The 24,269-nt window shown below is 64.3% G+C and carries 23 protein-coding genes; 8 read left to right on the top strand and 15 right to left on the bottom strand.

The annotated features are described in order from the left end of the window. Positions 1-7: 7 nt before the first annotated feature. The 4 genes from M1247_RS01455 to M1247_RS01440 all read right to left on the bottom strand — a co-directional run bounded on the left by M1247_RS01455 (position 8) and on the right by M1247_RS01440 (position 3,150). Positions 8-724, bottom strand: a complete 717-nt coding sequence (locus M1247_RS01455; RefSeq protein WP_317154475.1) for a GAF and ANTAR domain-containing protein — start codon at positions 722-724, stop codon at positions 8-10. Positions 725-815: 91 nt separating this feature from the next. Beyond that, positions 816-1,601 carry a GAF domain-containing protein gene (locus M1247_RS01450; protein ID WP_317154474.1) on the bottom strand — a complete coding sequence of 262 codons (786 nt, stop codon included), beginning with the start codon at positions 1,599-1,601 and terminating at the stop codon, positions 816-818. A 31-nt stretch (positions 1,602-1,632) separates the two neighbouring features. Further along, on the bottom strand, positions 1,633-2,433 hold the full coding sequence (locus M1247_RS01445) for a GAF and ANTAR domain-containing protein (RefSeq protein WP_317154473.1): 801 nt from the start codon (positions 2,431-2,433) through the stop codon (positions 1,633-1,635). Between the two features lie 240 nt (positions 2,434-2,673). Continuing rightward, positions 2,674-3,150, bottom strand: coding sequence for a MarR family winged helix-turn-helix transcriptional regulator (locus M1247_RS01440; protein ID WP_317154472.1), 477 nt, complete (start codon positions 3,148-3,150; stop codon positions 2,674-2,676). A 269-nt stretch (positions 3,151-3,419) separates the two neighbouring features. On the opposite strand from M1247_RS01440, the gene M1247_RS01435 reads away from it, so the two are divergent. From M1247_RS01435 to M1247_RS01425, 3 genes are read left to right on the top strand one after another with little or no spacing between them, the layout of a single operon-like run. Then, the gene (locus M1247_RS01435; RefSeq protein ID WP_317154471.1) at positions 3,420-3,902 is read left to right on the top strand and encodes an MmpS family transport accessory protein; all 483 of its coding nucleotides are present in this window, start codon (positions 3,420-3,422) and stop codon (positions 3,900-3,902) included. Then, positions 3,881-6,712 (top strand): MMPL/RND family transporter, encoded by a 2,832-nt coding sequence (locus M1247_RS01430; RefSeq protein WP_317154998.1) that lies wholly within the window; start codon positions 3,881-3,883, stop codon positions 6,710-6,712. Before M1247_RS01435 ends, M1247_RS01430 begins: the two co-directional genes overlap by 22 nt. 10 nt (positions 6,713-6,722) lie before the next feature. After that, a complete protein-coding gene (locus M1247_RS01425; RefSeq protein WP_317154470.1) occupies positions 6,723-7,166 on the top strand; it encodes a hypothetical protein in 444 nt (147 codons plus the stop codon). 3 nt (positions 7,167-7,169) lie between these two features. Here M1247_RS01425 and dmpG read toward each other — a convergent pair whose 3' ends face one another. Next, positions 7,170-8,195 (bottom strand): 4-hydroxy-2-oxovalerate aldolase, encoded by a 1,026-nt coding sequence (gene dmpG / locus M1247_RS01420; protein ID WP_317154469.1) that lies wholly within the window; start codon positions 8,193-8,195, stop codon positions 7,170-7,172. Further along, positions 8,192-9,127 carry an acetaldehyde dehydrogenase (acetylating) gene (locus M1247_RS01415; protein ID WP_317154468.1) on the bottom strand — a complete coding sequence of 312 codons (936 nt, stop codon included), beginning with the start codon at positions 9,125-9,127 and terminating at the stop codon, positions 8,192-8,194. Before M1247_RS01415 ends, dmpG begins: the two co-directional genes overlap by 4 nt. 176 nt (positions 9,128-9,303) lie before the next feature. On the opposite strand from M1247_RS01415, the gene M1247_RS01410 reads away from it, so the two are divergent. Beyond that, positions 9,304-10,230, top strand: coding sequence for an alpha/beta hydrolase (locus M1247_RS01410; protein WP_317154467.1), 927 nt, complete (start codon positions 9,304-9,306; stop codon positions 10,228-10,230). Between the two features lie 125 nt (positions 10,231-10,355). Here the strand turns inward: M1247_RS01410 and M1247_RS01405 are convergent, their stop codons facing one another. Together M1247_RS01405 and M1247_RS01400 are read right to left on the bottom strand one after the other, a co-directional pair. Then, the gene (locus M1247_RS01405) at positions 10,356-11,633 is read right to left on the bottom strand and encodes an MFS transporter (RefSeq protein WP_317154466.1); all 1,278 of its coding nucleotides are present in this window, start codon (positions 11,631-11,633) and stop codon (positions 10,356-10,358) included. 55 nt (positions 11,634-11,688) lie between these two features. Beyond that, positions 11,689-12,666 carry a quinone oxidoreductase family protein gene (locus M1247_RS01400; RefSeq protein WP_317154465.1) on the bottom strand — a complete coding sequence of 326 codons (978 nt, stop codon included), beginning with the start codon at positions 12,664-12,666 and terminating at the stop codon, positions 11,689-11,691. 346 nt (positions 12,667-13,012) lie between these two features. Here M1247_RS01400 and M1247_RS01395 point away from each other — a divergent pair, with 346 nt between their 5' ends. Beyond that, positions 13,013-13,573 (top strand): cupin domain-containing protein, encoded by a 561-nt coding sequence (locus tag M1247_RS01395; RefSeq protein ID WP_317154464.1) that lies wholly within the window; start codon positions 13,013-13,015, stop codon positions 13,571-13,573. A gap of 44 nt (positions 13,574-13,617) precedes the next feature. On the opposite strand, the gene M1247_RS01390 is transcribed toward M1247_RS01395, so the two are convergent. Then, a complete protein-coding gene (locus M1247_RS01390) occupies positions 13,618-14,556 on the bottom strand; it encodes a LysR family transcriptional regulator (protein WP_317154463.1) in 939 nt (312 codons plus the stop codon). Between the two features lie 43 nt (positions 14,557-14,599). Continuing rightward, the gene (locus M1247_RS01385; protein ID WP_317154462.1) at positions 14,600-14,893 is read right to left on the bottom strand and encodes a DUF1330 domain-containing protein; all 294 of its coding nucleotides are present in this window, start codon (positions 14,891-14,893) and stop codon (positions 14,600-14,602) included. Between the two features lie 134 nt (positions 14,894-15,027). On the opposite strand from M1247_RS01385, the gene M1247_RS01380 reads away from it, so the two are divergent. Next, positions 15,028-15,648: a TetR/AcrR family transcriptional regulator gene (locus M1247_RS01380; RefSeq protein WP_317154461.1), complete on the top strand. Its 621-nt coding sequence runs from the start codon at positions 15,028-15,030 to the stop codon at positions 15,646-15,648. 134 nt (positions 15,649-15,782) lie between these two features. Here M1247_RS01380 and M1247_RS01375 read toward each other — a convergent pair whose 3' ends face one another. The 3 genes from M1247_RS01375 to M1247_RS01365 all read right to left on the bottom strand — a co-directional run bounded on the left by M1247_RS01375 (position 15,783) and on the right by M1247_RS01365 (position 20,025). Next, positions 15,783-17,138 (bottom strand): MFS transporter, encoded by a 1,356-nt coding sequence (locus M1247_RS01375; protein ID WP_317154460.1) that lies wholly within the window; start codon positions 17,136-17,138, stop codon positions 15,783-15,785. A gap of 187 nt (positions 17,139-17,325) precedes the next feature. Beyond that, the gene (locus tag M1247_RS01370) at positions 17,326-18,276 is read right to left on the bottom strand and encodes a 3-hydroxyacyl-CoA dehydrogenase family protein (RefSeq protein WP_317154459.1); all 951 of its coding nucleotides are present in this window, start codon (positions 18,274-18,276) and stop codon (positions 17,326-17,328) included. A gap of 39 nt (positions 18,277-18,315) precedes the next feature. Further along, entirely contained in the window at positions 18,316-20,025 is a 1,710-nt protein-coding gene (locus M1247_RS01365; protein WP_317154458.1) for a dihydroxyacetone kinase family protein, read from the bottom strand. Positions 20,026-20,185: 160 nt separating this feature from the next. Here M1247_RS01365 and M1247_RS01360 point away from each other — a divergent pair, with 160 nt between their 5' ends. Further along, positions 20,186-20,872, top strand: a complete 687-nt coding sequence (locus M1247_RS01360; RefSeq protein WP_317154457.1) for a GntR family transcriptional regulator — start codon at positions 20,186-20,188, stop codon at positions 20,870-20,872. Positions 20,873-20,883: 11 nt separating this feature from the next. Here the strand turns inward: M1247_RS01360 and abc-f are convergent, their stop codons facing one another. Beyond that, a complete protein-coding gene (gene abc-f, locus M1247_RS01355) occupies positions 20,884-22,548 on the bottom strand; it encodes a ribosomal protection-like ABC-F family protein (protein WP_317154456.1) in 1,665 nt (554 codons plus the stop codon). Between the two features lie 134 nt (positions 22,549-22,682). Here abc-f and M1247_RS01350 point away from each other — a divergent pair, with 134 nt between their 5' ends. Then, positions 22,683-23,705: a fused (3R)-hydroxyacyl-ACP dehydratase subunits HadA/HadB gene (locus tag M1247_RS01350; RefSeq protein WP_317154455.1), complete on the top strand. Its 1,023-nt coding sequence runs from the start codon at positions 22,683-22,685 to the stop codon at positions 23,703-23,705. Between the two features lie 31 nt (positions 23,706-23,736). Here the strand turns inward: M1247_RS01350 and M1247_RS01345 are convergent, their stop codons facing one another. Beyond that, positions 23,737-24,225, bottom strand: coding sequence for a universal stress protein (locus tag M1247_RS01345; RefSeq protein ID WP_317154454.1), 489 nt, complete (start codon positions 24,223-24,225; stop codon positions 23,737-23,739). Positions 24,226-24,269: the final 44 nt, after the last annotated feature.

The following is a 24,269-nucleotide window of genomic DNA, read 5'->3' as shown; positions in this document are numbered from 1 at the left end:
GGCTGGGTCACGTCGATTCGACGATGCGCTGTGCGACTGTCCTGACGAGGGTGTTGCTGTCCTGCGACAGTTTCACCAGGAGGCCGAATGCCTCCACGGCGTCGACTTTGAAGCGCTCCATCAGTATTCCTTTGGCCTGCCCCAGAACATCTCGGCTGGCCAAGGCTGATTCGAACTGCGTCTGCCGGTCTGCGGCGATCAGCGCGCTGGCCGCGTGGGTGGCCAGCATCGCACCGACCGCTTGATCCTCAAGGCTGAAATCAGATCTGGTGCGGCTCAACATGTTCAGCGCTGCCGTGCCACCGACACCGTTGCGCTGTTTGGCATAGGAGTAGAGCCGGAACGACATCATGCTGCTGACACCCTCCTCGACGGCGGCCGCAGCGAAGTTCGGCCATCGCAGATCTGAGGTGAGGTCGGGACTGAGAATCACAGGATTCTCGGCCGCAGCGTCAAGGCAGGGCCCCTCGTGCAACTCGATCTGGAGTTTGTCGAGTCTTGTGGCGATCTCATCGGTGGCCGCCATCGACCGGTACCGTTGCCCATCGATGAGCAGGACATCGGCGACGTCAACGCCTCCGATCAATTCGACCGCATGCGAGGTCACCGATTCAAGGATGGAGTCGATGTCGGTACTGCCGACAAAGTTTTCCGCCAGCTCAGCCATGGCCGACCGGATCGCATCCTGGTCCGCATGCTGATTCGCCATCATTCCGTCCTTCACCGGCCAAACGGTGTTCGCACCAACGACATTACTGACCCTCAGGTCAACTCGGGGAATAACCGCAGCGGCGATCGCGATGGGCGACTCCAGATCAGGTGTCGATGTGAGGCGGTGGGCGCAAGACCGCGGGTGGGCTCAACAGACGGCTGTGACGGATCCGACGGGGATCCTCGTCGTAGGCGGCGAGGACAGCCGCGGCATGGACAGTGACAGTGACACCATGGGCGCGGGCCAGCCGGTGCAGCCGGTGCCGGGCGTCGGCCACCGAGCTTTCGGTGAGTTCGGCGATGAGGCCGGTGGCAGTCGCGATCTGGACCGTGCCCTGCAGCAGCGCGGCGATGGTGTCGCTGGTATCGGTGCGGCGCTGCCCGGCACGGGGCCTGATCGACAGGGCGATCGCCGTCAGATTGGCCAGTATCTGACCGAGATCGTTGGAACGCGCGGTGCCCCAAGGATTGTCGGTGTGAATGACCAACGCACCGAGCGGTGCGCCGAGCACAGTCACCGGAAAGGCGCGCATGCCACGCATGCCGGCTTCCAGCGCCGCGCGCCGGTAGTCCGGCCAGCGGGTGTCGTGCGCGTCGGTCAGATCGGCAATCATGGTGACCGCGCCGTCGCGAGCGCTGTCCAAACCCGGACCGGTGGTCAGAAAGCCCAGATCGGCATGGGTCGGTTCGCGCAATGCCTCGGCGACAACCTGGATGCCGGTGTCATCGGTTTGGTGCCGGGTATCGAGAACGACGACGACTGCCGAGATCGCCGCGTACCGATCGCGGGCACCCAACGCCACCGAATCGAGCATGCTGGACACGTCAAAATCCGTGGTCAGCGCGTGCGTCAACTCGGCGATCACCAACCGGTCACGCGCAACAATCATCGCCGGCCTCTCCAGTTCATCAATGTCGGTTTCACCGGTCGCCGCCTTCGGGTTCATCGAGGCCGCGAAACGACAACCGACGCGCCACCACATCCGCGGCGACCGCCATGATCGAGCGCTTGTGCGCGAAAGAATAGGCGCGCAGTCGATCCAGGCCGTCCTGGGTCGATATCGTCAGCTGCACCGCCACCATCCCGGCCGCGACATAGACCTGCGACCGGGTGAACGAATCCGGCGGCGGCACCACCGCACCGCTGAGCACCACCGATTCGATCGCCGCTTCCTCACTGACGTTCTGCGACACATGGGTCCGCCAGTTCGACTCCAACGTATCGCGCAACGCCACCGCGCACACTTGCGCGGAATGCTGCTCGAGCCGGTCGAGTTCTCCGGCCGTCCGCCGATACAACTCCAGTACGCCGAACGGGTGGTTGCGGCCGGGCACCGGGTAGGCGAACACCGCTGCTACGCCCAGATCTGTCAGCTCGGCAGTGAACGCCGGCCACCGCGCTTCGAACATCTCGTCGTCGAGTTGTGCGCACAGTTGGGCCCGATCGTGGTCGTACGCGTCCAGGCACGGCCCTTCGCCCAGCACGAATTGCAACTCATCGATCTGCTGGGCGAGCGCGTCGGTCGCGTATACGAGCTCCCGTACTGCCCGGGTCCTCGTCAGGACCGCGACCGCAGCGCCATCGGCACCGGTCAGCCGGGTCGCGGTGTCACAGATTGCCTCGACCCCGACAAACAGTCCATCGGTACCCGCGTGCCACAGGTCGGCCTGCCCAGACTCTGGACGGGGACCATCTGATGCATCACGTGGCGAATCGCCCATCACGAGCCTTGCTGTCTTTTGCCGAAGCGTTTGAATCTTCGTTCTGCTCCCACGGTAGTCCGCCCTGCACCCAGCGGCGCGAACCACGTGATTTCAGGGGCTCGCCGTGCGTACCGGCCGTGTCATCCTCGACGTGATCGAGCGCCGACCTGCGGCAGGCCGGGTCCATGCGGAACGGGGAAGGGACGGCACATGAAAGACATCTTTGCGTTCGGCGGTGGATTCGCAGGCGGGTGGGCGTCAGGCAGCGCTGTCGGGTTCAGCGCTGTCCCGAGTGTCGGCAATGTCGCGCATCTGGTCGAGCAAACGGGCCGAGACCTGAGCCGCGAGCCACAGCGCCATCTGCTCGTCCGGCGGCAACTGCGCCAACAGGTCGGCGATGCGCTCCTTGCGGACATCGGCGCGAGCATCCCACAACCGTCGCCCCGCGTCGCCCACCATAACCAGGCAAGCTCGCCGATCGTCGGGGTCGCTCCTACGCTCCAGCAGACCCTGACGTTCCATTCGCTGCACAAGCTGCGTCATTCCCGACTGGCTCGCGCCTTCTGCCTCGGCGAGCGCGGTGATCCGCATCGGCCCCTCCCGGTCGAGCCGGTTGAGCACGAGCGTTGCGCTCGCACTCAGATCGTCGCGGGTGACGAGGTGGCGCCACAACAGATCTGCGCTCGAAACGATCATCGCCGAGATGGCGTCAACGTTGCTGCCGGGCGTGCTCACACCTCACTTATATCATTCATGGGATATACCGTCCTCCCGCGCGCCCCTCTGGGCGTCGAACATGTGGGCGGCGGGACCTGTCGGGCGACCGTCGGCGGACGGTCTCGTGTTACCGCTAAACCATTTGTGGTTCTTGAGCATTATTCGCCTCGAGATTGGCAGATAATTCACAGCAAGGTAAGGGAATATCCCTGCACCATGACGCAACCACGGAAAGCTGCCGTGGAGAACTTGATAGATAGTTCCTATATGCGATATATATTTCCCTCATGATCCCGGAGCAGGCTGCGAGCGAGCGCAGCGATCGGGCACCCCGACAGCCACGAAGCCGGGCCCTCCTGGCGAAGGGGTGGCTCCCGCTGGTCACCGTCATCGCACTCGGCGTCGGGTCAGTGTGTCTTTGGAAGGTCCACCAGATGTCCGAGCCGGGGCCAGTCCCCACCGTCCTGGCAGCACAAGCACCCGAGCAGTTCACCCCCAAACGCCTCACCTATGAGTTGTTCGGCTCGATCGGTAACGGCGGGATACTGAGCTACGTCGACACCAATGGTCATCCGCACCGGGTCGACATCACCGAGTTGCCGTGGACGTATACCGAGACGACCACGCTCACGGTCGTGTCCGGCAGTATCTCCGCACAGGTCGACGGCGGCGAGGTGGGCTGCCGGATGTTGGTGAACGATGTTGTGCGCGATGAACAGTCGTCCACCCACGACGATGCAGACGTGACCTGTCGGGTGAAGTCGGCGTGAGCGCACACCGGGCAACCCGGCCTTTCGCCGCACGCACTGTGCGCGCCCTTGCGGTACCGATCATCGTGTTCTGGGCGCTGCTGGCGGTCAGCACCAACACCTTCATTCCTCAGGTCGAACGGGTCGCCGAGCAACTCGCGGGCTCGATGATCCCCAGTTACGCGCCGTCGCAGGTCGCGATGCTGCAGATCGGCGAGAAATTTCAGGAATCCACGTCGACCAGCCTAACCATGCTGGTGCTGGAGGCCGACCGTCCGCTCGACGATGGCGACCACCGGTACTACGACGACCTGATGAACCGCCTCAAGCAGGACCCCGAGCACGTGCAGTACGTGATGGACCTGTGGGGCAAGCCGATCACCGCGGCCGGTGCCCAAAGTGTCGACGGCAAAGCGTCATTCGTGCTGCTGCGGCTGGCAGGCAATATCGGCCAACTGCAGGCGAACGACTCGGTGAACGCCGTGCGCGACATGGTCGCGGACTCCACACCCCCGCCGGGGCTCAAGGTTTATGTCAGCGGGGCCGCACCACTGGCGGCGGACACGCTGTCGATTGCCAATTCGAGCCTCAACAACATCACGATCCTGACGATCATCCTCATCGTGGTGATGCTGTTGGTGGTCTACCGCTCGGTGTCCACGCTGCTGGTCCCGCTCGTCAGCGTCTTGATCGAGATGCTGGTCGCCAAAGGCGTCATCGCCACCCTCGGGCATTTCGGCATCATCCCGCTGTCGTCGTTCGCGGTGAACATCGTCGTGGCCCTGACGTTGGGCGCCGGAACCGACTACGGAATCTTCCTGCTGGGCCGCTATCAGGAGGCCAGACAGGACGGCGAGAGCCGGGAAGCGGCCTTCTACACCGCCTATCGCAGCGTCGCACCCATCATCATCGGTTCCGGGCTGACCATCGCCGGCGCCTGCTACTGCCTGAGCCTGGCCCGTCTCGACTACTTCCACACCATGGGACCGGCCGTCGCCATCAGCATGCTGTTCACCATCGCCGCCGCCCTGACGTTGGCCCCGGCGCTGCTCACGCTGGGCAGCCTCTTCGGCCTGTTCGACCCGAAACGCATGGCCAAGGCGCACCTGTATCGGCGGATCGGGACCAGCGTCGTGCGCTGGCCCAAACCCGTATTCGTCGCCAGTTGCGCCGTCGTACTGATCGGAGCGGTGTTCGTCCCCACCTATCGGGTCAGCTACGACGACCGCGCCTACCAACCTGCCGGCGGCTCAGCCAATCTGGGCTTCGAGGCCGCGGACAGGCACTTCTCGCAGAGCAAGTTGTTCAGCGAGATGCTGATGATCGAGAGCGATCACGACATGCGCAACTCGGCCGACTTCATCTCGCTGGACCGCGCCGCCAGGAGCCTCATCCGACTTCCCGGTGTCGCGATGGTGCAGAGCATCACCAGGCCGTTGGGCCGGCCGCTGGAGCACGCCACCATTCCGTATCTGTTCACCACCCAGGGCAGCGGAAGCGGCCAGCAGTTGCCGTTCAACGAGCAGCAGAACGAGAACACCGACAAACAAGCCGAGATTCAGGCGCGTTCGGTCCAGGTGCTGCAGCAGGTGATCGGGCTGACCCAGCAGATGGCCGACGAACTCCATTCGACAGTGCTCACGTTGGAGAACCTCAAACAGGTCACCGACGAGATGAACGAGGGCATCTCCAACCTCGACGACTTTCTGCGACCGTTGAAGAGCTACTTCTACTGGGAGCCACACTGCTTCGACATCCCGGCGTGTTGGGCGATGCGATCGCTGTTCGACTCACTCGACGGCATCGACAGCCTCGACGCGGAGATCACGAACGCTGTGACCTCATTCGAGGCCATCGATAGGCTGCTGCCGCAGATGATCTCGCAGTTGGAGCGGATGATGGAGGACACCCGCGCACTGCTTGGCGTCATCACCAACAATTATGGTCCGGCACATCTGCAGTCCACCCAGACCGACCAGACCTTCGACGACCTGATCAACGTGGGCAACGACTTCGACCAGGCCCGCAGTGACGACTTCTTCTACATCCCCAGGGAGGCGTTCGACAACGAGGACGTCAAGACCGGTATGCAGTTGCTGATGTCGCCCGACGGCCAGGCCGCCCGGCTCATCGTCACCCACGAGGGCAACGCGATGGGGCCGGAAGGCATCGACCACGTCGAGCAGTTCCCGGCGGCGATCAAGGCAGCACTCAAGGAAACGTCCCTGGCCGGCGCCAAGATCTACATCGGCGGCGCCGGATCGAACAACAAGGACATCAAGGCCTACGCGGCCTCGGATCTGCTCATCGTGGCGATCGCCGCGTTCGTGTTGATCTTTTTGATCATGCTCTACCTGACGCGAAGTCTGGTTGCGGCCTTGGTGATTCCCGGCACGGTGGCCTTTTCCTACGCCGGCGCGTTCGGCCTGTCCATACTGGTGTGGCAACACCTGATCGGCCTGCACCTGCACTGGCTTGTGTTACCGCTGACCTTCATCATCCTCGTCGCGGTCGGCTCGGACTACAACCTGCTACTGATCTCCCGCGTCAAGGAGGAGACGGGCGCCGGGTTGAACACCGGGCTGATCCGCGCACTCGGGAGCACCGGCGGCGTGGTGACATCGGCGGGCCTGGTGTTCGCCTTCACCATGCTTTCCATGCTCATCAGCGACCTGCGCACCATCGGTCAACTGGGCTCGACGGTGTGCATCGGTCTGCTGCTCGACACGCTGATCGTCCGATCGTTCATCGTGCCGTGCATCTTGCGCTTCCTCGGCCCGTGGTTCTGGTGGCCGACACTCATCCGGCAGCGACCACTACGGCAGCGATGAGAGGTGTGACATGACGACTTCCAGTCTCTTCGGCATCCTGTCGATCATCTCGTTCGCATTGATATGGGTGTTCGCCGCCATCGCCTTCGTGTTCACCAGGCGGTTGATGGGCCACTCTCACGTCACCTCGAAGCTCGAGATCGGCACCCTGCCCGCCATTTTGCGCAAGGTCCGCAGACGCGAGTCGCTCACCGACGACGAACTGCACCTGGCGCGCCAGGTGCTCTCCGACCGCGGGAGCGTGATGGCAATCGCCATCCCCGCCGCCCTGTTCTCCATCGGCTGCTTCTATGTGTTCGGTAGCCTCGAACAGCTCCATGGCCACACCCCTTCGGAGCGAACGTTTCTCGGCGTCTTCCCGATGCTCACCTCCACCAATCTGACGATCCAGATACTGCGGAGCGCACGGCTGAAGCGGAGGCTTCCGAACCCCGCTCCCAATCGCACCGAGTGATATCTATGCGAGAGATTTCTGGCGCCCTACAAGGTCAAGCGCAGCATCAACGATCATGTCCTCCTGACCGCCGATGAGTTCGCGCCTCCCGACTTCGAGGATGATCTCGCGAACATCGATACCGAATTCATTCGCCACACGCTCGGCGTGCCGCAGAAAACTCGAATACACGCCTGCGTACCCGAGTGTCAGCGTCTGCCGGTCGACCCGGACCGGACGGTCCTGCAGGGGCCGGACGAGATCCTCGGCGGCATCCTGGAGCTTGAACAGCTCACAGCCGTGCTCCCAGCCGTACTTGTTTGCGACCGCGATGAACGCCTCGATTGGGCAGTTGCCGGCACCCGCTCCCATGCCCGCCAGTGCCGCATCCACGCGGCGCGCCCCGTGCTCGACGGCAACTACGGTATTCGCCACCGAAAGCGACAGGTTTTCGTGCGCGTGGATGGCGCGTTGTGTGGCGCCGTCGAGCGCGGCATCGAGGGCCTGGAATCGCGCCGTGGTGCCGGCGGGTGTGAGGTTCCCGGCGGAATCGGCAAGGTACACGCATTGGGCGCCGTAGCTTTCCATCTTGGCCGCCTGCACACCGATGTTCTCCGGGGTGGTAGCCGAGGACATCATGAGGAAGCCCGAGACATGGAAACCCAGTTCCACGGCGGCGGCGATGTGCTGGGCGGACACATCGGCCTCCGTGCAATGCGTGGCGATGCGGACCAGTTCGATTCCCGAGTCACGGGCGCGTTTCAGGTCCTCGATCGTGCCGATGCCCGGCAACAGAACGCATGCGAGCTTCGCTCTTTTCGTCACGCTTGCGGCTTCGCGAATATACGAAAGATCGGAATGCCGACTGAACCCGTATGCAAGGCTGGAACCGTTGAGCCCGTCGCCGTGCCCGACTTCGATCGCGTCCACGCCGGCCTCGTCCAGCGCCGCGGCGATGTCCCTGACCTGGCCGCGATCGTATCGGTGGCCGATAGCGTGCATGCCATCGCGCAACGTGACATCGGTGATGAAGAGCCTCGTCATGGTCACTTCCCCCGAATCGCGTCAAGTTCGGTCATACGTTCCGCGGTCCGTAATGCTGCGGAAGTCATGATGTCGAGATTTCCCGCATAGGCGGGAAGGTAATGGGCAGCCCCTTCGACCTCCAGGAAAACCGAAACTTGGAGCCCGGTGAAATCAGCCTCGGGTTCCGGTAGCCGGAGTGGGGAATTCCGGGTATACCGCTGGAACCGTACTTTCTGCTTGAGCCGGTAGCCAGGGACGAACTCTGCCACCGAAGCGACCATCCGCTCGATCGCGGCCTCGATTTCCGTCTCGTCTGCGTCGTCACAAAGGCAGAGCACCGTGTCGCGCATGATAAGCGGTGGTTCCGCCGGGTTCAGTATGATGATCGCCTTTCCTTGAGCCGCCCCGCCGACACTCTCCAGCGCCAGCGCGGTCGTCTCGGTGAACTCGTCGATGTTCGCCCTGGTGCCGGGGCCCGCCGACCGCGAAGCGATCGACGCGACGATCTCGGCGTAGTGCACGGGCGTCACACCGGAAATCGCGGCGACGATCGGCACGGTCGCCTGCCCGCCACAGGTCACCATGTTCACGTTGGGCTCTCCTGCGACGCGGTCCAGATTGACCGTCGGCACCACATATGGCCCCACAGCGGCGGGCGTGAGATCGACCACCTGCTTGTTCAGCTGCGCCAGGATGGTCGCGTGCCGCTCGTGTGCGGCGGCAGAGGTTGCGTCGAAGACCACCGCCACATCCTCGAATTCGGGCATCGTGACGAAGTGATCCAAGCCGCCGGAGGTGGTGGCGATTCCGAGTCGCTCCGCTCTGGCCAGGCCATCTGACCGCGGATCGACCCCCACGAGCACCGCCATGTCGAGCGAAGGAGAACACAGGGTCTTCATCATCAGGTCGGTACCGATGTTGCCGGATCCGATGATCGCGACCTTCACCTTGTCCATGGTCTCTCCCGCCTGTTCTCCGGATTCGGCGCATTTCAGTATGTTGGCCGGCGCAGCGCCCGTCCATCTGCGAATCACTTACAGCCACTTTGGATTTTACGAATGGACACCCGAAATTGATCGCCATAGCCTCGCCATGAAACCAGTGCTGCAACAACAAGAACCGGAGTTCCATCGTGACGTTGGATGAACCGACCAGGACGTTTCTCGAACGCGCCACCGCGACGCCTCCACTGCCCCCGGGAAGTCTTCCGCTGCAAGAGTTCCGGGCCGCGGTGGAGTCGTTGCGGCCCTCGACCTTCGACCGGATTGAACTGGCCGAGGTCCGTGATCTGACGTGCCCCGGACCCGACGGAACCACGGTCTCCGCGCGGTTCTACCGTCCGGAGACCGGCGCTTCGGCACCGCTCGTCATCTGGGCACACGGCGGCCAGTGGGTACGGACGACCGTCGATCTGCTCGACACCTTCTTCCGGTACGCCGCTCACCGGAGCGGCTGCGCGGTGCTCGCCATCGACTACGAGCACGCCCCGGAATCGCGGTTCCCGGCCCAGATCGAGCAGATCTACGCTGCGGCGCTCTGGGCGCAGGAGCAGAGTGGGCAGTTAGACTGCGACACGGGCAGGCTCGCCATCGCCGGAGACAGCAGTGGCGGGAATCTCGCCGCGGCGGTAGCGCTGCTGGCCCGCGACCGTGGCCAGGTCCGGTTCCAACACCAACTACTGCTGGTACCACTGCTGGACACGCTGTTCGATTCCGCATCGTGGCGAGAGCTGGGCCAGGACTATCTGCTCAGCGTCGAGCAGTTGACCTGGGCGCTGAGCAAATACGCACCAGGCGTCGACCGCAGGCATCCGCTGCTGTCGCCGCTGCACGCGGAGGACCTGTCCGCCCTCCCGCCGACCACGATCGTCGTCGGTGAGTTCGACCCCCTGCGCGACGACGGGCTTGCTTACGCGCGACGGCTCGAGGCCGACGGGGTTCCGGTCAAGACGATCGATGTCGAGAGCCTGCTCCACCACGCGATGGTCATACCCAAGGCGCTGCCCCGAGGACGCGTCGCGGTGGAGGCGGCCGCGGACGCCCTGGCCACCTGCTGGTGACCTGGATCAGCCCAGGCCGGTGAGCAAGCGAGCCCGGCGTGCCTGTGCACGCCGGGCTTGAATTCATTGCGACGCCTATGCTGCTCGTCGTGCAGGCACCCGGCAATCCAACGAATTCGACCAGCTCAGGGAGCGGACGAAAGCTCCGTGGCGTCGTGCGTGACGTCCGCAGGCTCCGCCTTGCCGGGAAAGCGTGGCGCGGTGAAAAGCAGGGCCGCCGCCACCAGCATCAGTGCCACCGACACCAGAATGGGTAGCGTGTAACTGCTCGTCAGGCTGTGCAACCAGGCCACCAGCAACGGGCTCGAGCCGAAGCCCAGGAAGAACGTCGCATAGAAGATGCCGAAGATCCGGCCGTAACTTTCGATGGCGTAGTACCTCGACGTGAGGTTGCCGATGACGTCGACCTCCGCGCCGGACGCGAGGCCCACGCCGATCCCCGCAAACGCGGCGAATGCGGGACCACCGGCGAGCAGCGCTATATAACCGGCTGCGCTGACCACGAGCACCAGGGCGGCCACGCGAGGCGCGAAGAACCGGTCGACGAGAAAACCCACCACGATTCGCGCGACGATGACGGCGACACCGACCAGGCTGACCGTGCGCGCCGCGGCCGCCGCAGAAACTCCTGCGTCCCGCAACATCGGGAACAGATGCTGCAGCATTCCGCCGACAGCGAGGGACAACGTCAGGAATGCGACGGCCAATCGCCAGAACTGCGGTTGCCGAATGAGCTCGAGAACGAGCCTGCGGCCGCCGGGGTCGCGGGGGCGTGCCGCTACGGTCCTCGCCTGCCGGCGGGGCATCAAGGCGGCGACCACGACGGCGCACACCAGGATGACGACAGCGAGGATCCGATAACCCGTACGCCAGTTGTCGGCGATGACCGGTCCGACGACGCCTGGTACAAGGAAGCCAACCACGCCGGCTCCACTCAGTGCGATCCCGAGGGCGAGCCCCCGGGCCCCGTCGTAGCGTTCGTTGATCGTTCTGGTGAAGGCCACCGCGGTCGAGGCTGCCGCCAGCAAGTACATCAGGACGAACACCAGCAGGTACCGGCCGAAGCTCGAGTTGCTGTACGCCAGTAGGAAATACCCCGCGGCGAGCGCGACGAGCGAGCTCACCGCCGGGATCCGGACTCCGAATCGGTCGACGACGACACCGACCACCGGCGCGGTCGCGATGATGATCAGGGATCCCATCAACGGGAGCGTCGACAGAGCAGTCCGACTCCAGCCGAACTCCGCCTCCAGTTCGGGGATGACCAGACCGTTGACATAGGTCGGAAGAACACCGACCCCGATCGCGATGCCAACGGTGACTGCGGTCAACGCTGCCCAGCTCCGGCGGAACTCACCGATCGCACCAGGCGGGGTCATGACATCGTGCGACGCTGCACTCATGGGGCCTTTCTAATGTTCGGTAACGCTGACTGAACAACTCACGGCAGGGCACGGTTCACGGTACGAGAACCGTGGATCCCGTCAGCTTGCGTGCTTCCAGATCGGCATGGGCACAGGCCGCTTCGGTCAGGGGGTAGCTGTTCGCGATGTCCACTTTGATGTATCCATCGAGGACGAGCTCGAACAGCGCCTGCGCACTCGACCGCAATTCGCCGGTCGTGGCGACGTACGGTCCGATCATCGGGCGGGTCACGTACAGCGAACCCTTCGGCCCGAGGGTCTGGACGTCGAGTGGCGGAATGGGGCCGGACGCCGCCCCGAACGCGACCAACGTGCCGAGCGGTGCGAGACAGTCCAGCGACTTGGCGAAACTATCGCCACCGACGCCGTCATACACCACCGGGACACCATGTCCCGCGGTGATGTCGCGAACCGCGGCGACGAGATCGTCCTCGTCGTTGACGATCACGTGCTCGCATCCCGCGTTTACCGCGATGCGCCGCTTCGCGGCGCTCCCGACCGTTCCGATGACCCTCGCCCCGAGATACCTGGCCCACTGGCAGAGGATCTGGCCGACACCGCCCGCGGCCGCGTGGACCAGGATCGTCTGTCCCCTTCGGACCGGGTAGGTCCGGCGCACCAGATATTCCGACGTCATGCCTTTCATCAACATCCCCGCGGCCAGACGCGTACTGATACCAGGCGGAAGCGGGATGAGACGGTCTACCGGGCGGACGACCAGGTCCGCATAGGCGCCCATGGGATCGATGTAGCCCACGCGATCACCGACGCCGATATCCGTCACTCCGGCGCCGACTCGTTCCACGACGCCGGCGCCCTCGTGTCCCGGGACGAACGGCGTCGCGGCAGCGTAGCGCCCGGAGCGCAGATACGTGTCCAGGAAGTTCAGGCCAACCGCGTCGTTACGAACAAGCACCTGACCGGGACCCGGCTCGGTGACGTCGATTTCCTCGTATTCGAGCACATCTGGTCCGCCGCATTCGTGGACCTTTATCGCGTGGGCCGTCACCATCGTTGCGCTCCTATCCGGGCCTTCAATTGCACTAGGACGACGCTATGATCTGCCTGGTGCCGTGTCCATCTGCGTTCCGGCAACGCCTGTTTCACGGTTCACGAACGCCGATGGCCCCTTCCTGGCCAAGGCCGCTACGCCGGCCGGACGCACTCCAGGCCTAGCCGCCACCGATTTCGCGAATCTCGTCGAGCAACGTCTGTACCGACGGTTACCCGTTCACGAAAAGCGAACCCACCCTTTGCCAAAACGCAGATGGACATATCTGTCGTTACGCCCATAACTTGGGCCCGTAGGCAAATAGAGAGACCACATCCGGTCTCGTCCGTCGTGAAAGGAACGTGTAATGACTGGTGTGCAGATAAGCGAAAGTGAAATGGCGAAGTACGTCGCGCGATACGGTGAGATGACGTCGAGCGACAAGGCCTACGTGGACACTTTGCTCCCCGACCACGAGCGCGAGATCTTCAACGTCATCGGCCCCGGCCCCACCGAGAACCCGGGCGACGTCAACCTCGAGCCTGCCCTGCCGGCCGTGGAGGGCTTCCATCTCGGCTACATCCGTAGCCAGCCCGGAAAGCGGGGTGCGCTGCACGCGCACGACACGGTCGAGATCTTCATCCCGATGAAAGGGAAATGGATAATCATCTGGGGCGACGAAGGCGAGCACCAACTGCCGTTGAACACGTTCGACGTCATAACGATTCCGGCCGGCGTCTTCCGCTGCTTCAAGAACGTGGGTGACGAAGAAGGGCTGATGATCGGTATGGTCAGCAGCACTTCGGAGAAGCCGGCCGGCCGAGTCATCTGGCCGGAGCAGGTTTTTCGGCAGGTGCGAGAACTCGGTGACGAATACGGCATCACCGTGAACGAGAAAGGCGACCTGGTTCGCCTCGTGACCAATTGATCCTGATGCCTCCCGGGGCGAGTGCTCACCCCGGGAGGCTTCCGCTAGGAGCACGGCACGAGGTGCGCGCGTCGATCACCCGGTGCCCGTGTACTCAGTCGCGTGACCGAGAGGTATTCGAGCAATGTGGACAGAGTGGCGTTGCGGCGTCGTTCCGGTCGCACCGCGACGAGAATCCCGAGTTCGGCCCAGCTTTCCGGCAGCGGTCGCATGACCAGGCCGGGGCGGTTCTTCACCCGTTCCGCGACCTGGAGGGGCAGGACTCCGACGCCGAGGCCCTCCTGTACCAGCCGGCAGAGCCCCTCGAAACCGCGGACTTGCACCGTCGGCCGCACTGCGCGGCCGACCATCGAGGCCTGCTCCGAAAGCAAGCGCATGATGGACGAACCGTTCTCCAGGCTGATCAGCCGGTGGTCCAGTAATCCCTCGAACGAGAGTTCCGCCATCGCCGCGACCGCATGCCGGGACGGCGCCAGCACGGCGAGCCGGTCCCGTTCGTAGGCGAACGTTTCCAGTCCTTCCGCCGGTGTCCCATCGACGATGAGGCCGAGATCGGCCTCGCACTCCACGAGCGCGCGGACGATGTCTGCACCTCCGCGCTCTTGCACGGTCAACTCGACATCGGTGTTCGCGTGAGAAAATGCGGCGAGGTCGGTCGGGAACGACCCGAGGATGGCCGATGAACTGACCAGAATGCGCAGCGCGCGGTGGCTGTCCGCACCGAAACCCTTCATCAACAGCTGCATCTCGTTCACTTGTGCGAGTATGGTTTTGGCCCGCACATGCAACTCCTTGCCGGCCGGGGTGAGCTTCATGCCGCGCGGCGTCCGATCGAAAAGGGTCGTCTTGAGGCGCGTCTCCAGCAGCATGATCCGGCGGCTCGCGCCCGCTACTCCGATGTTGCAGGCCGCGGCTGCCTTGGTCAGGCTGCGCTGCTCGGCCGCCTGCACGAACAGCGCCAGCGAATCGATATCTGGAAGCACTTCATCGTCCTTTCCGGGAATATCAGTCCAGTGACTACGCCGGTCAACCTGGCACGCCGGCCACGAGCACCAGGCCTGTCTTCGCAGCGCCCTGCCGTACCTCCCGAGCGGGTGCGTATTCGACCGATTCGAGCCACGCCCTTGCTGCGTTCACGTCCGGGAACTCGAGAATGGCAAGGCGTTGCGGCACCCAGTCGCCTTCGAGGATCTCCAGATCACCGCCGCGCGCCAGGAAACGACCGCCGTACTTGGCTACCGAAGGCGGCGAGAGCGTCTTGTACTCCTCGAACGCGGCCGGATCGACGATCTCGATATCACTGATCACGTATGCGGACATGGTCGCTGCCTCTCTGCCTGACGCCAAAAGTGTACTCAAGTTCAGGTTCGTCCCGGATCGATGGTAGGCGTGATGGGACTCACGAAGCAAGACTCGGGTTCAACTTTGTGGCCGGACGTGGTCTACTGGGCGCGATGAAGATCGACGCCACCGACATCGATCCCGCCCTCACCCTGCGTGCCCGCAAGCGCAACGCGCGGCGCGACCGCGTGTTCGAGGCCGCGATCGCGTTGTTCGTCGAGAAGGGGTTCGAGGAGACCTCGATGGACGACATCGCCGAGCGTTCCGGGCTTTCCCGGACCACGGTGTTCAATCACTTCCCGCGCAAGGTGCACTTCCTCGAGGAATGGACGCTGCGTCGCAGGCTTCGCGCCAGTCAGTCCTTCGAACCGGCCAGCCTCGCCGGGCAACCTGTCGACGAGGTGCTTCGGAGGTACATGATCGCACTCTCCGAGATCAGCCTCGAGACACCCGCCGAGACGCGTGCACTCCAGCCGGCGACACTGAAGTACTCGGCACTTCTGTTCGACCATCCCCTGGCCCGCGATCTGGCCGACGTGGTGGCCGTGACCAGGGCGACGCTGCGCCCCACCGCTAGCCCGGACCAGGTCGGCCGGCTCCTGGCACTGGGTTACTTCGCCGCGGTCCTGCGCTGGGTCGAGCACGATCCTCAGCGGTTCGACCTCAAGGATGAGCTCATCGCGCTGGCACACACCGTCCTCAACGGAGCGCTCGTAGGTGCAGATACCCCATGAGTACACCTGCCGCGGTGCAGTCGCGACCAGTTCCGGGCACACCTTGGCGGGGTGTCGCGCCAGCCGGCGACGTTCCTTGACCTGCTCGGCGGTGAGCGTGCGGATCTTTTCGCTGGGCTGTTTGCCCGCTAGAGCTAGTGCTCGTCGAGAAGCTCGTCGGCCTTGACGCGGAACCTGCGGGTGTAGAGCATCATCGCGGCGGCGACGAGCGGCAGCACGCCCAGTGCGTAGATACCGGCCGAACCCGCAGCGTCGTTGACGATCTCGTTGACCTTGGTACGCAGAATGGGTGCCACGAACCCGCCGAGGTTACCCAGGGAGTTGATCAAGCCGATGCCCGCCGCGGCTGCGGCTCCGGTCAGAAATGCCGCGGGATAAGACCAGACGATGGGGCCGACGGCAAGGAAGCTGCAGACCGCCAGGGTGATGAAGATCAGTCCCAGCACCGGTTGGTGGTAGGTGCCCGCCCAGGCAGACCCGAAGATGCACACACCGGTCGACACGAACAGCAGGGCGGCCCAGATGCGCCGTCGCGCAATGGTGGTCGCGGCGCGTCCGATGAAATAGCACGCAAAGATACCGAAGAACCACGGCACCCCGACCAGCAACCCGACTGTCAGTCCCACCTTGGTGCCGGTGAGTTCGGACACCTGTGCGGGCAGGTAGAAGGTCACGCCGTAAACAGCTATCTGCAGGCAGAAGTAGATGGTGGTGAAGTACCAGACCTTGCCGTTCTTCATCGCATTCAACACCCCGCTGGGGCCCGTCTCCTCCTTGACGGTGTCCTCCTGTGCCATAACCTCCTTCAAGGCACTCCGCTCCTGCGGAGTGAGGAACTTTGCCTGTTCCGGCCCGTTGATGAGGAAGATGAGGGCGGCGACTCCGGCAACGACTGCCAGCAGTCCTTCGACGGCGAACATGACCTGCCAGCCGTGCACTCCGGGCATCCGGTCACCGATGTTGATCAGCCAGCCGGACAACGGTGCACCGAACATCTGTGAGACGGGCTGCGCCAGGTAGAAGATGGCAAACATTTTGACCCGCACCGTGTTCGGGAACCAGGCCGCCAGGAACATGATCACGCCGGGGAACAGGCCGGCCTCGGTCACACCGAGCAGGAACCGCAGCGCGATGAACGAGTTCGGGCCTTGCACAAACGCGAAGCACGCCGAGACGATTCCCCACGTGATGGCGATCCGGGCCAGCCAGTACTTCGCTCCGACCCGGTTCAACATCAGGTTGCTGGGGATCTCGAACAGTGCATAGCCGATGAAGAAGATGCCTGCACCAAGGGCATAGGCACCTGCAGATACCCCGCGGTCGACTTCCAGCGCCTCCGCCGCGAAGCCGACGTTCGTACGGTCGAGAAACGCGATGATGTACAGGATGACCAGCATCGGCATCAATCGGCGCGAAGCCTTGGAGACCGCCGATGCGAGGACCGGGTCGCGCAGCAATTCCTTACTCGCGGTCAAATCTATCGTTGACATCACTTCCCCTGTCGAATGGAGTTGAAGCACAGTTGGTTTAGCGGAGGACACACTCAGGTGAAGATCAGAACCACTCCGACGGCACAGATGATCACGCCGACGGCCAGGTACAGCAGTCGCTCGCGGGTCCATCCGGCTGGGCCTTCAGTACGCATGCACGGTGCTCCTCATTCTGTTCGGCCGGCCGCTATTTGAGCGGAGCCGGTCCAAGCTCGTCGAGCAGTTTCTGCATCAGCACGTAGGCCTTGTTGCGGTACGCGATGAGCTCGGGGATGCGCTCGGCGGGGACATCCAGGAACCCTGCGCCGGTTTTGGTTCCGAGCTTGCCCGCCTCGACAAGCTCGGTGAGCACCGATGGTGTCGCGAAACGTTCGGGGAACCCGGTTTGCAATGACTTGTAGCAGAAGTCGTAGACGTCCAACCCGGCCATGTCGGCGATCGCGAAGGGGCCGAAGAAGGGCAGCCGGAAACCGAAGGTGGTCCGCACCAGGGTGTCGATGTCCTCTGCAGTGGCTGTGCCGTCTTCCACGAGTTGGGTAGCTTCGTGAAAGAGGGCGTACTGCAACCGGTTCAACACGAATCCGGTGACGTCCTTCACCTGGGCGGTCGATTTTCCGGCGTCATGGACGATTTGACGTGCCCGGGTGACGACGTCCGGGTCCGTACCGGCGTGCGGGATGATCTCCACCCCGGGGATGAACGGTGACGGGTTGCTGAAATGAATGCCGAGGAATCGCCCGGGATTGGAGACGGCATCGGCCATGTCGCCAATGGAAATAGTCGAGGTGTTGGAGCCGATGATGGCGTCCGGCTTGGCTGCGGCGCTGATCTGGCGCAGCGTGTCGTTCTTGATAGCCAGGACTTCGGGAACCGCTTCTTCGATGAAATCGGCGTCTGCGACCGCCTCTGCCAATGACGCAGCGGGCCACAGGTTTGCCTCGATCGTGGCGGTGGCACCTTCGGGAAACAGGCCGTCGGCGACGAACTCTTTCGATTCGGCGATCAACCGGGCGTAGTTCTTTTCAGCGACCTCCGCGCTGACGTCGGCGAGAGCGACACGGGCGCCGGCAAGACCGAAAATCTGCGCGATGCCTCCGCCCATGTATCCCGAGCCGATTACTGCAATTTGTAACGTCATCGTTGTACTGCTCACTCTCGCTGGCGTGCGTCGACGGATTTAGGAGGAGGTGGAATGTGACATTTCGGCGATGCCCTGGACGATGGCGGCGAACGACACCGCACCGGGGTCAGGATGTCCCAGGCTCTTCTCGGCCAGTGGGCGGGCCCGGCCCAACCTCGGCCGAAGCTCTGCGGTGGTGTCGGCGGCGCGTTTCGCCGCGGCGGCAGCCTTCGTCAGCGTCTGGCCGAGAGGTGCACCGCAATTGAGTTCTTCGGTGAACACATCGGCAAACGGGACGATGGCGTCCACCATGGTCTTGTCACCCACCTGGGCTCCGCCCAGCTCCACCACGGCCGATGCGAAGGCCCGAACCGCCGCGGCAGCGTCGGCCGCCGAGTAACTGGCTTTGTTTCCCAAGGCGTTTCCGGCCTGGATCATCCCGGTGCCCCAGAGCGCACCAGATGTGCCACCGGCCTTCTCGCTCCAGGCTTCACCGGCACAGCTGAGGACGTTGCGCACGCCGGTACCCGCGGCGGCGTGCGCGGCCGCCAGGGCGGCGTCCGCCCCGCGGCGCATGCCCATTCCGTGATCGCCGTCGCCGGCGACGGAATCGAGCTTGCCCCAAGCCTCTTCGTTCGCAACGACGACCGTGCTGATCGTGGTGAGCGCATCGATGACCCGGTGGCCGAGCCGGATTGCCTCGTCGGTTCCCGGTTCGACGACGGCGGCGGCGTGATGGCGGTGGGAGATGTCGTCGCGGGCCTGTTGGTCGGCCCTGCTCTTGCGGTAGGCGGGTGTGTCAGCCGGGGCAGACCAGTACTCGGCGAGTTCGTCGTCGAGCCAGAACAAGGTGAGAGACAGCCCCGGCATGTCCAGACTGGTTACCAATTCACCGCACTCCGGTTCGACGATGCGCAGTCCCTCTGCGGCCAAGAGCTTCTCGACCTTGCCGTACAGCAGGAACAACTCGTCGTACTTCACCGTGCCCAGTCCATTGAGGATGGGCACCACGCTGGTGCCCGCGCCCTCTGGGCGCTCGGACAGTAGCCGGCTGACCAGGAGTGCAGCCAGATCAGACGCGGTGGGCATATCCAGGTCGAAAATGCCGGGTTCGCCGTGGATTCCCAACCCCACGGACATCGTTGCCGCCGGGACTTCGAAGAGCGGCGAAGATTGGCCCGGCAGCGTGCAACCCCCGAACGCCACGCCCAGAGAACGCGTGCGGTCGTTGGCCTTCCGGGCCAGCCGCTCGACCTCGTCGATGTCCTTGCCCGCCTCCGCCGCCGCGCCCGCGACCTTGAACACGGTCAGGTCGCCCGCCACGCCTCTGCGCTTGTGTCGTTGATCGGCCGGCGCACTGGCGATGTCGTCGGTGACCAGCACCGTGCGGACGTCGAGTCCTTCACCCCTGAGCCGAACTTCGGCCTGACCGAAGTTCAGGACGTCGCCCGCATAGTTGCCATAGCTGAAGAGCACGCCACCGCCCATGTCCGCCGCCTTCGCCACCCGGTAGATCTGACCGGCCGATGGTGAGGCGAACGTGTTCCCACAAGCGGATGCGGCGGCCAGGCCCGCTCCGACCAGTCCGGCGAAGGCGGGATAGTGGCCCGATCCTCCGCCGATGACGAGAGCGACCTGACCGGGAGACATGTGGGTAGAGCGGATGACGCCGCCATCGAGTCGGTCCACGTATTTACGGTTGGCGGCAACGAAGCCATCGAGCGACTCGTCCGCGAACGCGGCGGGGTCGTCGTAGATTGAAGTCACGGGTCCTCTTCAGGAGATCGTTCTGGTGCGCACGCAGCGAGACCGTTGAGGCAGGCGTCTCACCCGGGCGGTGATGAGACGTGGGTCACGTCATTTCCTATAGGATCGAGGATCTAGGATCAGACTTCGCCTGTCAAGAGATTCCTATAGGATCTTTTTTGTGGTCCCCGAAACCGTTGCTTCCCGACCTGTTCGACAGGTTCTGACCGACCATGTTCACGACAAGCTGCTCGAACTGTTGATGGACGGCCGGTACGAACCGAACGAGGCCCTGAGCATCGACGGCATCGCCCGCGAGCTCGACGTTTCGGCGACCCCGGTACGCGAGGCTCTGGCCCGTCTCGAAGTGACCGGCCTGGTGATACGGGTCGCACTCCGCGGTTACCGGGTTGCGCCGCTGCTCAGCACCGCAGAACTCGCCGAGCTGATGGACGCCCGGCTGACCATCGAGCCAGTCAACGCACTGCGTGCCTGCGAGCGTGCCACCCCCGAGCTGATCGAGGCGCTTGACCATTCGATCGCCGAATTGCGCGCCGCGCCAAGGGGTCCCGAGTTCGCAACGTACCGGGATTACTGGCAGGCAGACATGCGATTCCATGAACTCATCGCCGAAGGCGCCGGCAACCGCTTCCTGCTGATGGCACACAACTGCCTCGGCGGCTCGGTACAACGGTTCCGGCTCTTCACCGGGTTGGGGGTCACCGACGCCGAGTACGCCATCGCTGAGCACACCACGATCCTGGCTGCGTTCCGCGCTCAGTCGCCGGAGCAGGCGCGCCAAGCCATGATCAACCACCTGCACGGCGTCAAGAACCGCGGTGCCAAGGATGTCGTCGACCACGGTTGAGGTCCAACGACTTACACCTCTTTGACGCCCCCGTTGTCGACCAGCCACGACCGGTCCAGGCGGACGTTCTGCAACATCCGGCGGTCATGAGTCACCAGCAGCAGCGCCCCGTCATAGGTCTGCAGCGCCTGCTCGAGCTGTTCGATGGCGGCGAGGTCGAGATGGTTTGTCGGCTCATCGAGGACCAGCACATTCGTACCCCGTGCCTGTAGCAATGCCAGGCCTGCGCGGGTCCGTTCACCGGGTGAGAGTTCGTCAACCGTGCGTTCCACGTGATCGGCACGCAGGCCGAACTTCGCGAGCAGGGTTCGCACATCGGCGGTGGACCAGGACGGAACCCGCCCTTCGAAGCGGTCGACGAGTCGCTCCCCGCCGGTGAAATCCGCCCGCGCCTGGTCGATCTCACCAATGGACACGTTGGCACCCAGACTTGCGCGGCCCTCGTCAGGCCGCTGTCTCCCCAGCAGTAGCCGCAGCAGTGTCGACTTGCCCGCGCCGTTGGGACCGGTGATACCGATCCGCTCGCCGGCGTCGACTTGGACCGACACTGGCCCCAGGACGAAATCACCTTGTCGCACAACGGCGTTGTCGAGTGTCGCGACCACCGAACTCGATCGCGGTGCCGCCCCGATGCTGAACTCGAGCACCCATTCCTTGCGCGGTTCGACAACTTCTTCCAGTCGCGCGATGCGACTTTCCATCTGACGAACTTTCTGCGCCTGCTTCTCGCTGGACTCCGTGGCCGCCCGGCGACGGTTCTTGTCGTTGTCGGGCGCCTTGCGCATCGCGTTGCGGACACCCTGGCTCGACCACTCCCGCTGGGTGCGTGCGCGTGCGACGAGATCGGCCTTCTTCTCGGCGAACTCGTCGTACTGCTCACGCCGGTGCCGGCGATTGACCGCACGCTCTTCGAGGTAGCTCTCGTACCCGCCGCCGAAGACGGTGGTGGTGTTCTGCGCCAGATCCAGCTCGAGGATGCGGGTCACGCAGCGGGCCAGGAACTCGCGGTCGTGACTGACCAGGACCACGCCGCCACGAAGCTCGCGGACCAGTTGTTCGAGCCGGGCGAGTCCGTCGAGGTCCAGATCGTTCGTCGGCTCATCGAGCAACACCACGTCGAACCGCGACAACATCAGTGCCGCAAGACCCACCCGCGCCGCCTGCCCACCCGAGAGCGCGGTCATCAGCGTCGACTCGGGCCGCACCGCATCGGCGTCGAGCCCGAGATCGGCCAGGACTGCGGGCAGCCGCTCCTCGAGGTCGGCCGCTCCCGTGGCGAGCCAGTGATCCAAGGCAGCGGAGTAGGCGGCGGCCGGATCGACACCGGCGGGACTCGCGTCGGGGTCCGCCAGGGCCGCAGCCGTCGCATCCATTACCTGCGTTGCCGCGGTACAGCCCGTCCGGCGCGCGATGTAGGCCGCGACCGTCTCCCCCGGCACCCGTTCGTGCTCCTGGGGCAGCCACCCGACAAACGCGTCGGCCGGCGCGATGCTGACCACGCCGTCCAGCGGTTCCAGATCGCCGGCCAGGATGCGCAGCAGTGTGCTCTTCCCGGCGCCGTTGGCGCCGACGACACCGATCACGTCGCCCGGTGCCACGGTGACGTCCAACCCCTCGAAAAGGGTGCGGTGGGCGAACCCGCCTGCCACATCCTTGGCGACGAGCGTTGCGGTCATGGGTTCATGGTCGCACCAGCGCACCTTGAGGTAGTACGCGGCGGTGGTCGGCAAGTGTCTTGCCAGGGTGCCGGCGCGTTAGTGTGCTCAGGTCGGCCTCCGCGAACAAGCCGATAGAAAAGTTGAGCAAATTAATGACCGCAGCAGCAGAACCGTCGACACTCGAATCGCGGGTCGGCCACTACTACCAGGTGGAGGACCCCTACCTGGTCGGACGCGAGAAAGTGCGTGAGTACGCCCGGGCAGTGCAGGACTATCATCCCGCACACTGGGACGTGGCCGCCGCTGCTGAGTTGGGCTACCCGGGACTGGTGGCACCGGTGACGTTCACCTCTACCCCGGCCATGGCCTGCAATCGGCGCATGTTCGAACAGGTGGTCGTTGGTTACGACACCTATATGCAGACCGAAGAGGTCTTCGAGCAGCATCGGCCGATCGTGGCCGGCGACGAACTGCACATCGACGTCGAACTCACCTCGGTGCGCAAGATCGCAGGCAGGGACCTGATCACCGTCACCAACACCTTCACCGATGCGGCAGGCGAGCGGGTACACACCCTGCACACCACCGTCGTCGGCGTGACCGCCGAGGATGTCGATCCGGCCATCAAGTCGGCCGTACAGAACACGATGATGCACGACGTGGACCTCTTCGGCGTCGGCGAAACCGAGTACCACAAGACCCTCCGGCCCGAAGGCGACGTCCGGATCGCCACCGGTCTCACCCGCACGCCGGGGACACCGTCCTTCGACGACGTGAAGGTCGGGGACGAGGTACCGACCCGTCACACCCGACTGTCCCGTGGTGACCTGGTGAACTATGCCGGCGTGGCCGGCGATGCCAACCCGATTCACTGGGACGAGGACATCGCCAAACTCGCCGGGCTCCCCGACGTGATCGCGCACGGCATGCTCACGATGGGCCTGGGTGCCGGATTCGCCTCCGCGTGGTCGGGCGATCCCGGAGCCGTCACCCGCTACGCAGTGCGACTGTCTGCGCCCGCGATCGTGTCGGCCACCGAAGGCTGCGACATCGAGTACAGCGGCCGGATCAAATCACTGGATCCGGAAACCCGCACCGGTGTCATCATTGTCGGCGCGAAGTCCGCCGGCCGGAAGATCTTCGGTCTGGCGACGATGAACGTCCGCTTCAGCTGACGCGACCGGGCGCCGGACGCGCTCAACTCTGTCAGCCGGCGGTGTGCACGATCAGGATGTCGATCTTGGCCTTGCGCGCAATGTCGGCAGGCACCGAGCCCAACAGTCGGCCTGCCACCGAGTCCAGTCCCACGTCGCCGACGACGAGCAGATCCGCCTTGACGTCCTTCGCCAGCGTTATCAACGCATCGACGGGTGGACCTACAACTGCCCGTTCTTCGATGTCGCGGGCGCCCGCGGCCCAGGCGCAGTCACGGGCCTCTCGCAGGATTTCGTAAACTCCGGCGTCGCCGTGCATCCGGTAACCCTCGCGCCCGAGGGCATCCTCGGCGCGGCGGTCACTCACTTGGTCGGGCGAAGGCGGCCTTGACCAGCCGCCCTTTTCGGCATGATGGAAGTGAGCACTCGCGACGATCAGCTTCGCGTTCTCCTGTGCGGCGACCGCGCCGGCGCGCCCGACCGCCTGCATCGACGAGGCTGAGCCGTCGGTTCCCACAATTACCGTTCGATAACGACTCATCGCGGCCTCCTTGCCGTCATGCCGACGCCAAGACATTAGCGCCA

This window comes from Mycobacterium appelbergii (genome assembly GCF_032883035.1).
In the GTDB taxonomy this organism is placed as follows: domain Bacteria; phylum Actinomycetota; class Actinomycetes; order Mycobacteriales; family Mycobacteriaceae; genus Mycobacterium; species Mycobacterium appelbergii.
The sequence above is the reverse complement of the archived record's forward strand: the minus strand, read 5'-3'. Positions and strand labels throughout refer to the sequence as shown.

What these genes read in the sequence shown, in the direction of transcription:
- M1247_RS01385 (WP_317154462.1), bottom strand. Translation starts at nt 14,893, where the DNA reads ATGTCCGCATACGTGATCAGTGATATCGAGATCGTCGATCCGGCCGCG.
- M1247_RS01450 (WP_317154474.1), bottom strand. Translation starts at nt 1,601, where the DNA reads ATGATTGTTGCGCGTGACCGGTTGGTGATCGCCGAGTTGACGCACGCG.
- M1247_RS01400 (WP_317154465.1), bottom strand. Translation starts at nt 12,666, where the DNA reads ATGGTGACGGCCCACGCGATAAAGGTCCACGAATGCGGCGGACCAGAT.
- M1247_RS01375 (WP_317154460.1), bottom strand. Translation starts at nt 17,138, where the DNA reads ATGTCAACGATAGATTTGACCGCGAGTAAGGAATTGCTGCGCGACCCG.
- M1247_RS01445 (WP_317154473.1), bottom strand. Translation starts at nt 2,433, where the DNA reads ATGGGCGATTCGCCACGTGATGCATCAGATGGTCCCCGTCCAGAGTCT.
- M1247_RS01380 (WP_317154461.1), top strand. Translation starts at nt 15,028, where the DNA reads ATGAAGATCGACGCCACCGACATCGATCCCGCCCTCACCCTGCGTGCC.
- M1247_RS01345 (WP_317154454.1), bottom strand. Translation starts at nt 24,225, where the DNA reads ATGAGTCGTTATCGAACGGTAATTGTGGGAACCGACGGCTCAGCCTCG.
- M1247_RS01370 (WP_317154459.1), bottom strand. Translation starts at nt 18,276, where the DNA reads ATGACGTTACAAATTGCAGTAATCGGCTCGGGATACATGGGCGGAGGC.
- M1247_RS01435 (WP_317154471.1), top strand. Translation starts at nt 3,420, where the DNA reads ATGATCCCGGAGCAGGCTGCGAGCGAGCGCAGCGATCGGGCACCCCGA.
- M1247_RS01425 (WP_317154470.1), top strand. Translation starts at nt 6,723, where the DNA reads ATGACGACTTCCAGTCTCTTCGGCATCCTGTCGATCATCTCGTTCGCA.
- abc-f (WP_317154456.1), bottom strand. Translation starts at nt 22,548, where the DNA reads ATGACCGCAACGCTCGTCGCCAAGGATGTGGCAGGCGGGTTCGCCCAC.
- M1247_RS01415 (WP_317154468.1), bottom strand. Translation starts at nt 9,127, where the DNA reads ATGGACAAGGTGAAGGTCGCGATCATCGGATCCGGCAACATCGGTACC.
- M1247_RS01405 (WP_317154466.1), bottom strand. Translation starts at nt 11,633, where the DNA reads ATGAGTGCAGCGTCGCACGATGTCATGACCCCGCCTGGTGCGATCGGT.
- M1247_RS01350 (WP_317154455.1), top strand. Translation starts at nt 22,683, where the DNA reads ATGACCGCAGCAGCAGAACCGTCGACACTCGAATCGCGGGTCGGCCAC.
- M1247_RS01395 (WP_317154464.1), top strand. Translation starts at nt 13,013, where the DNA reads ATGACTGGTGTGCAGATAAGCGAAAGTGAAATGGCGAAGTACGTCGCG.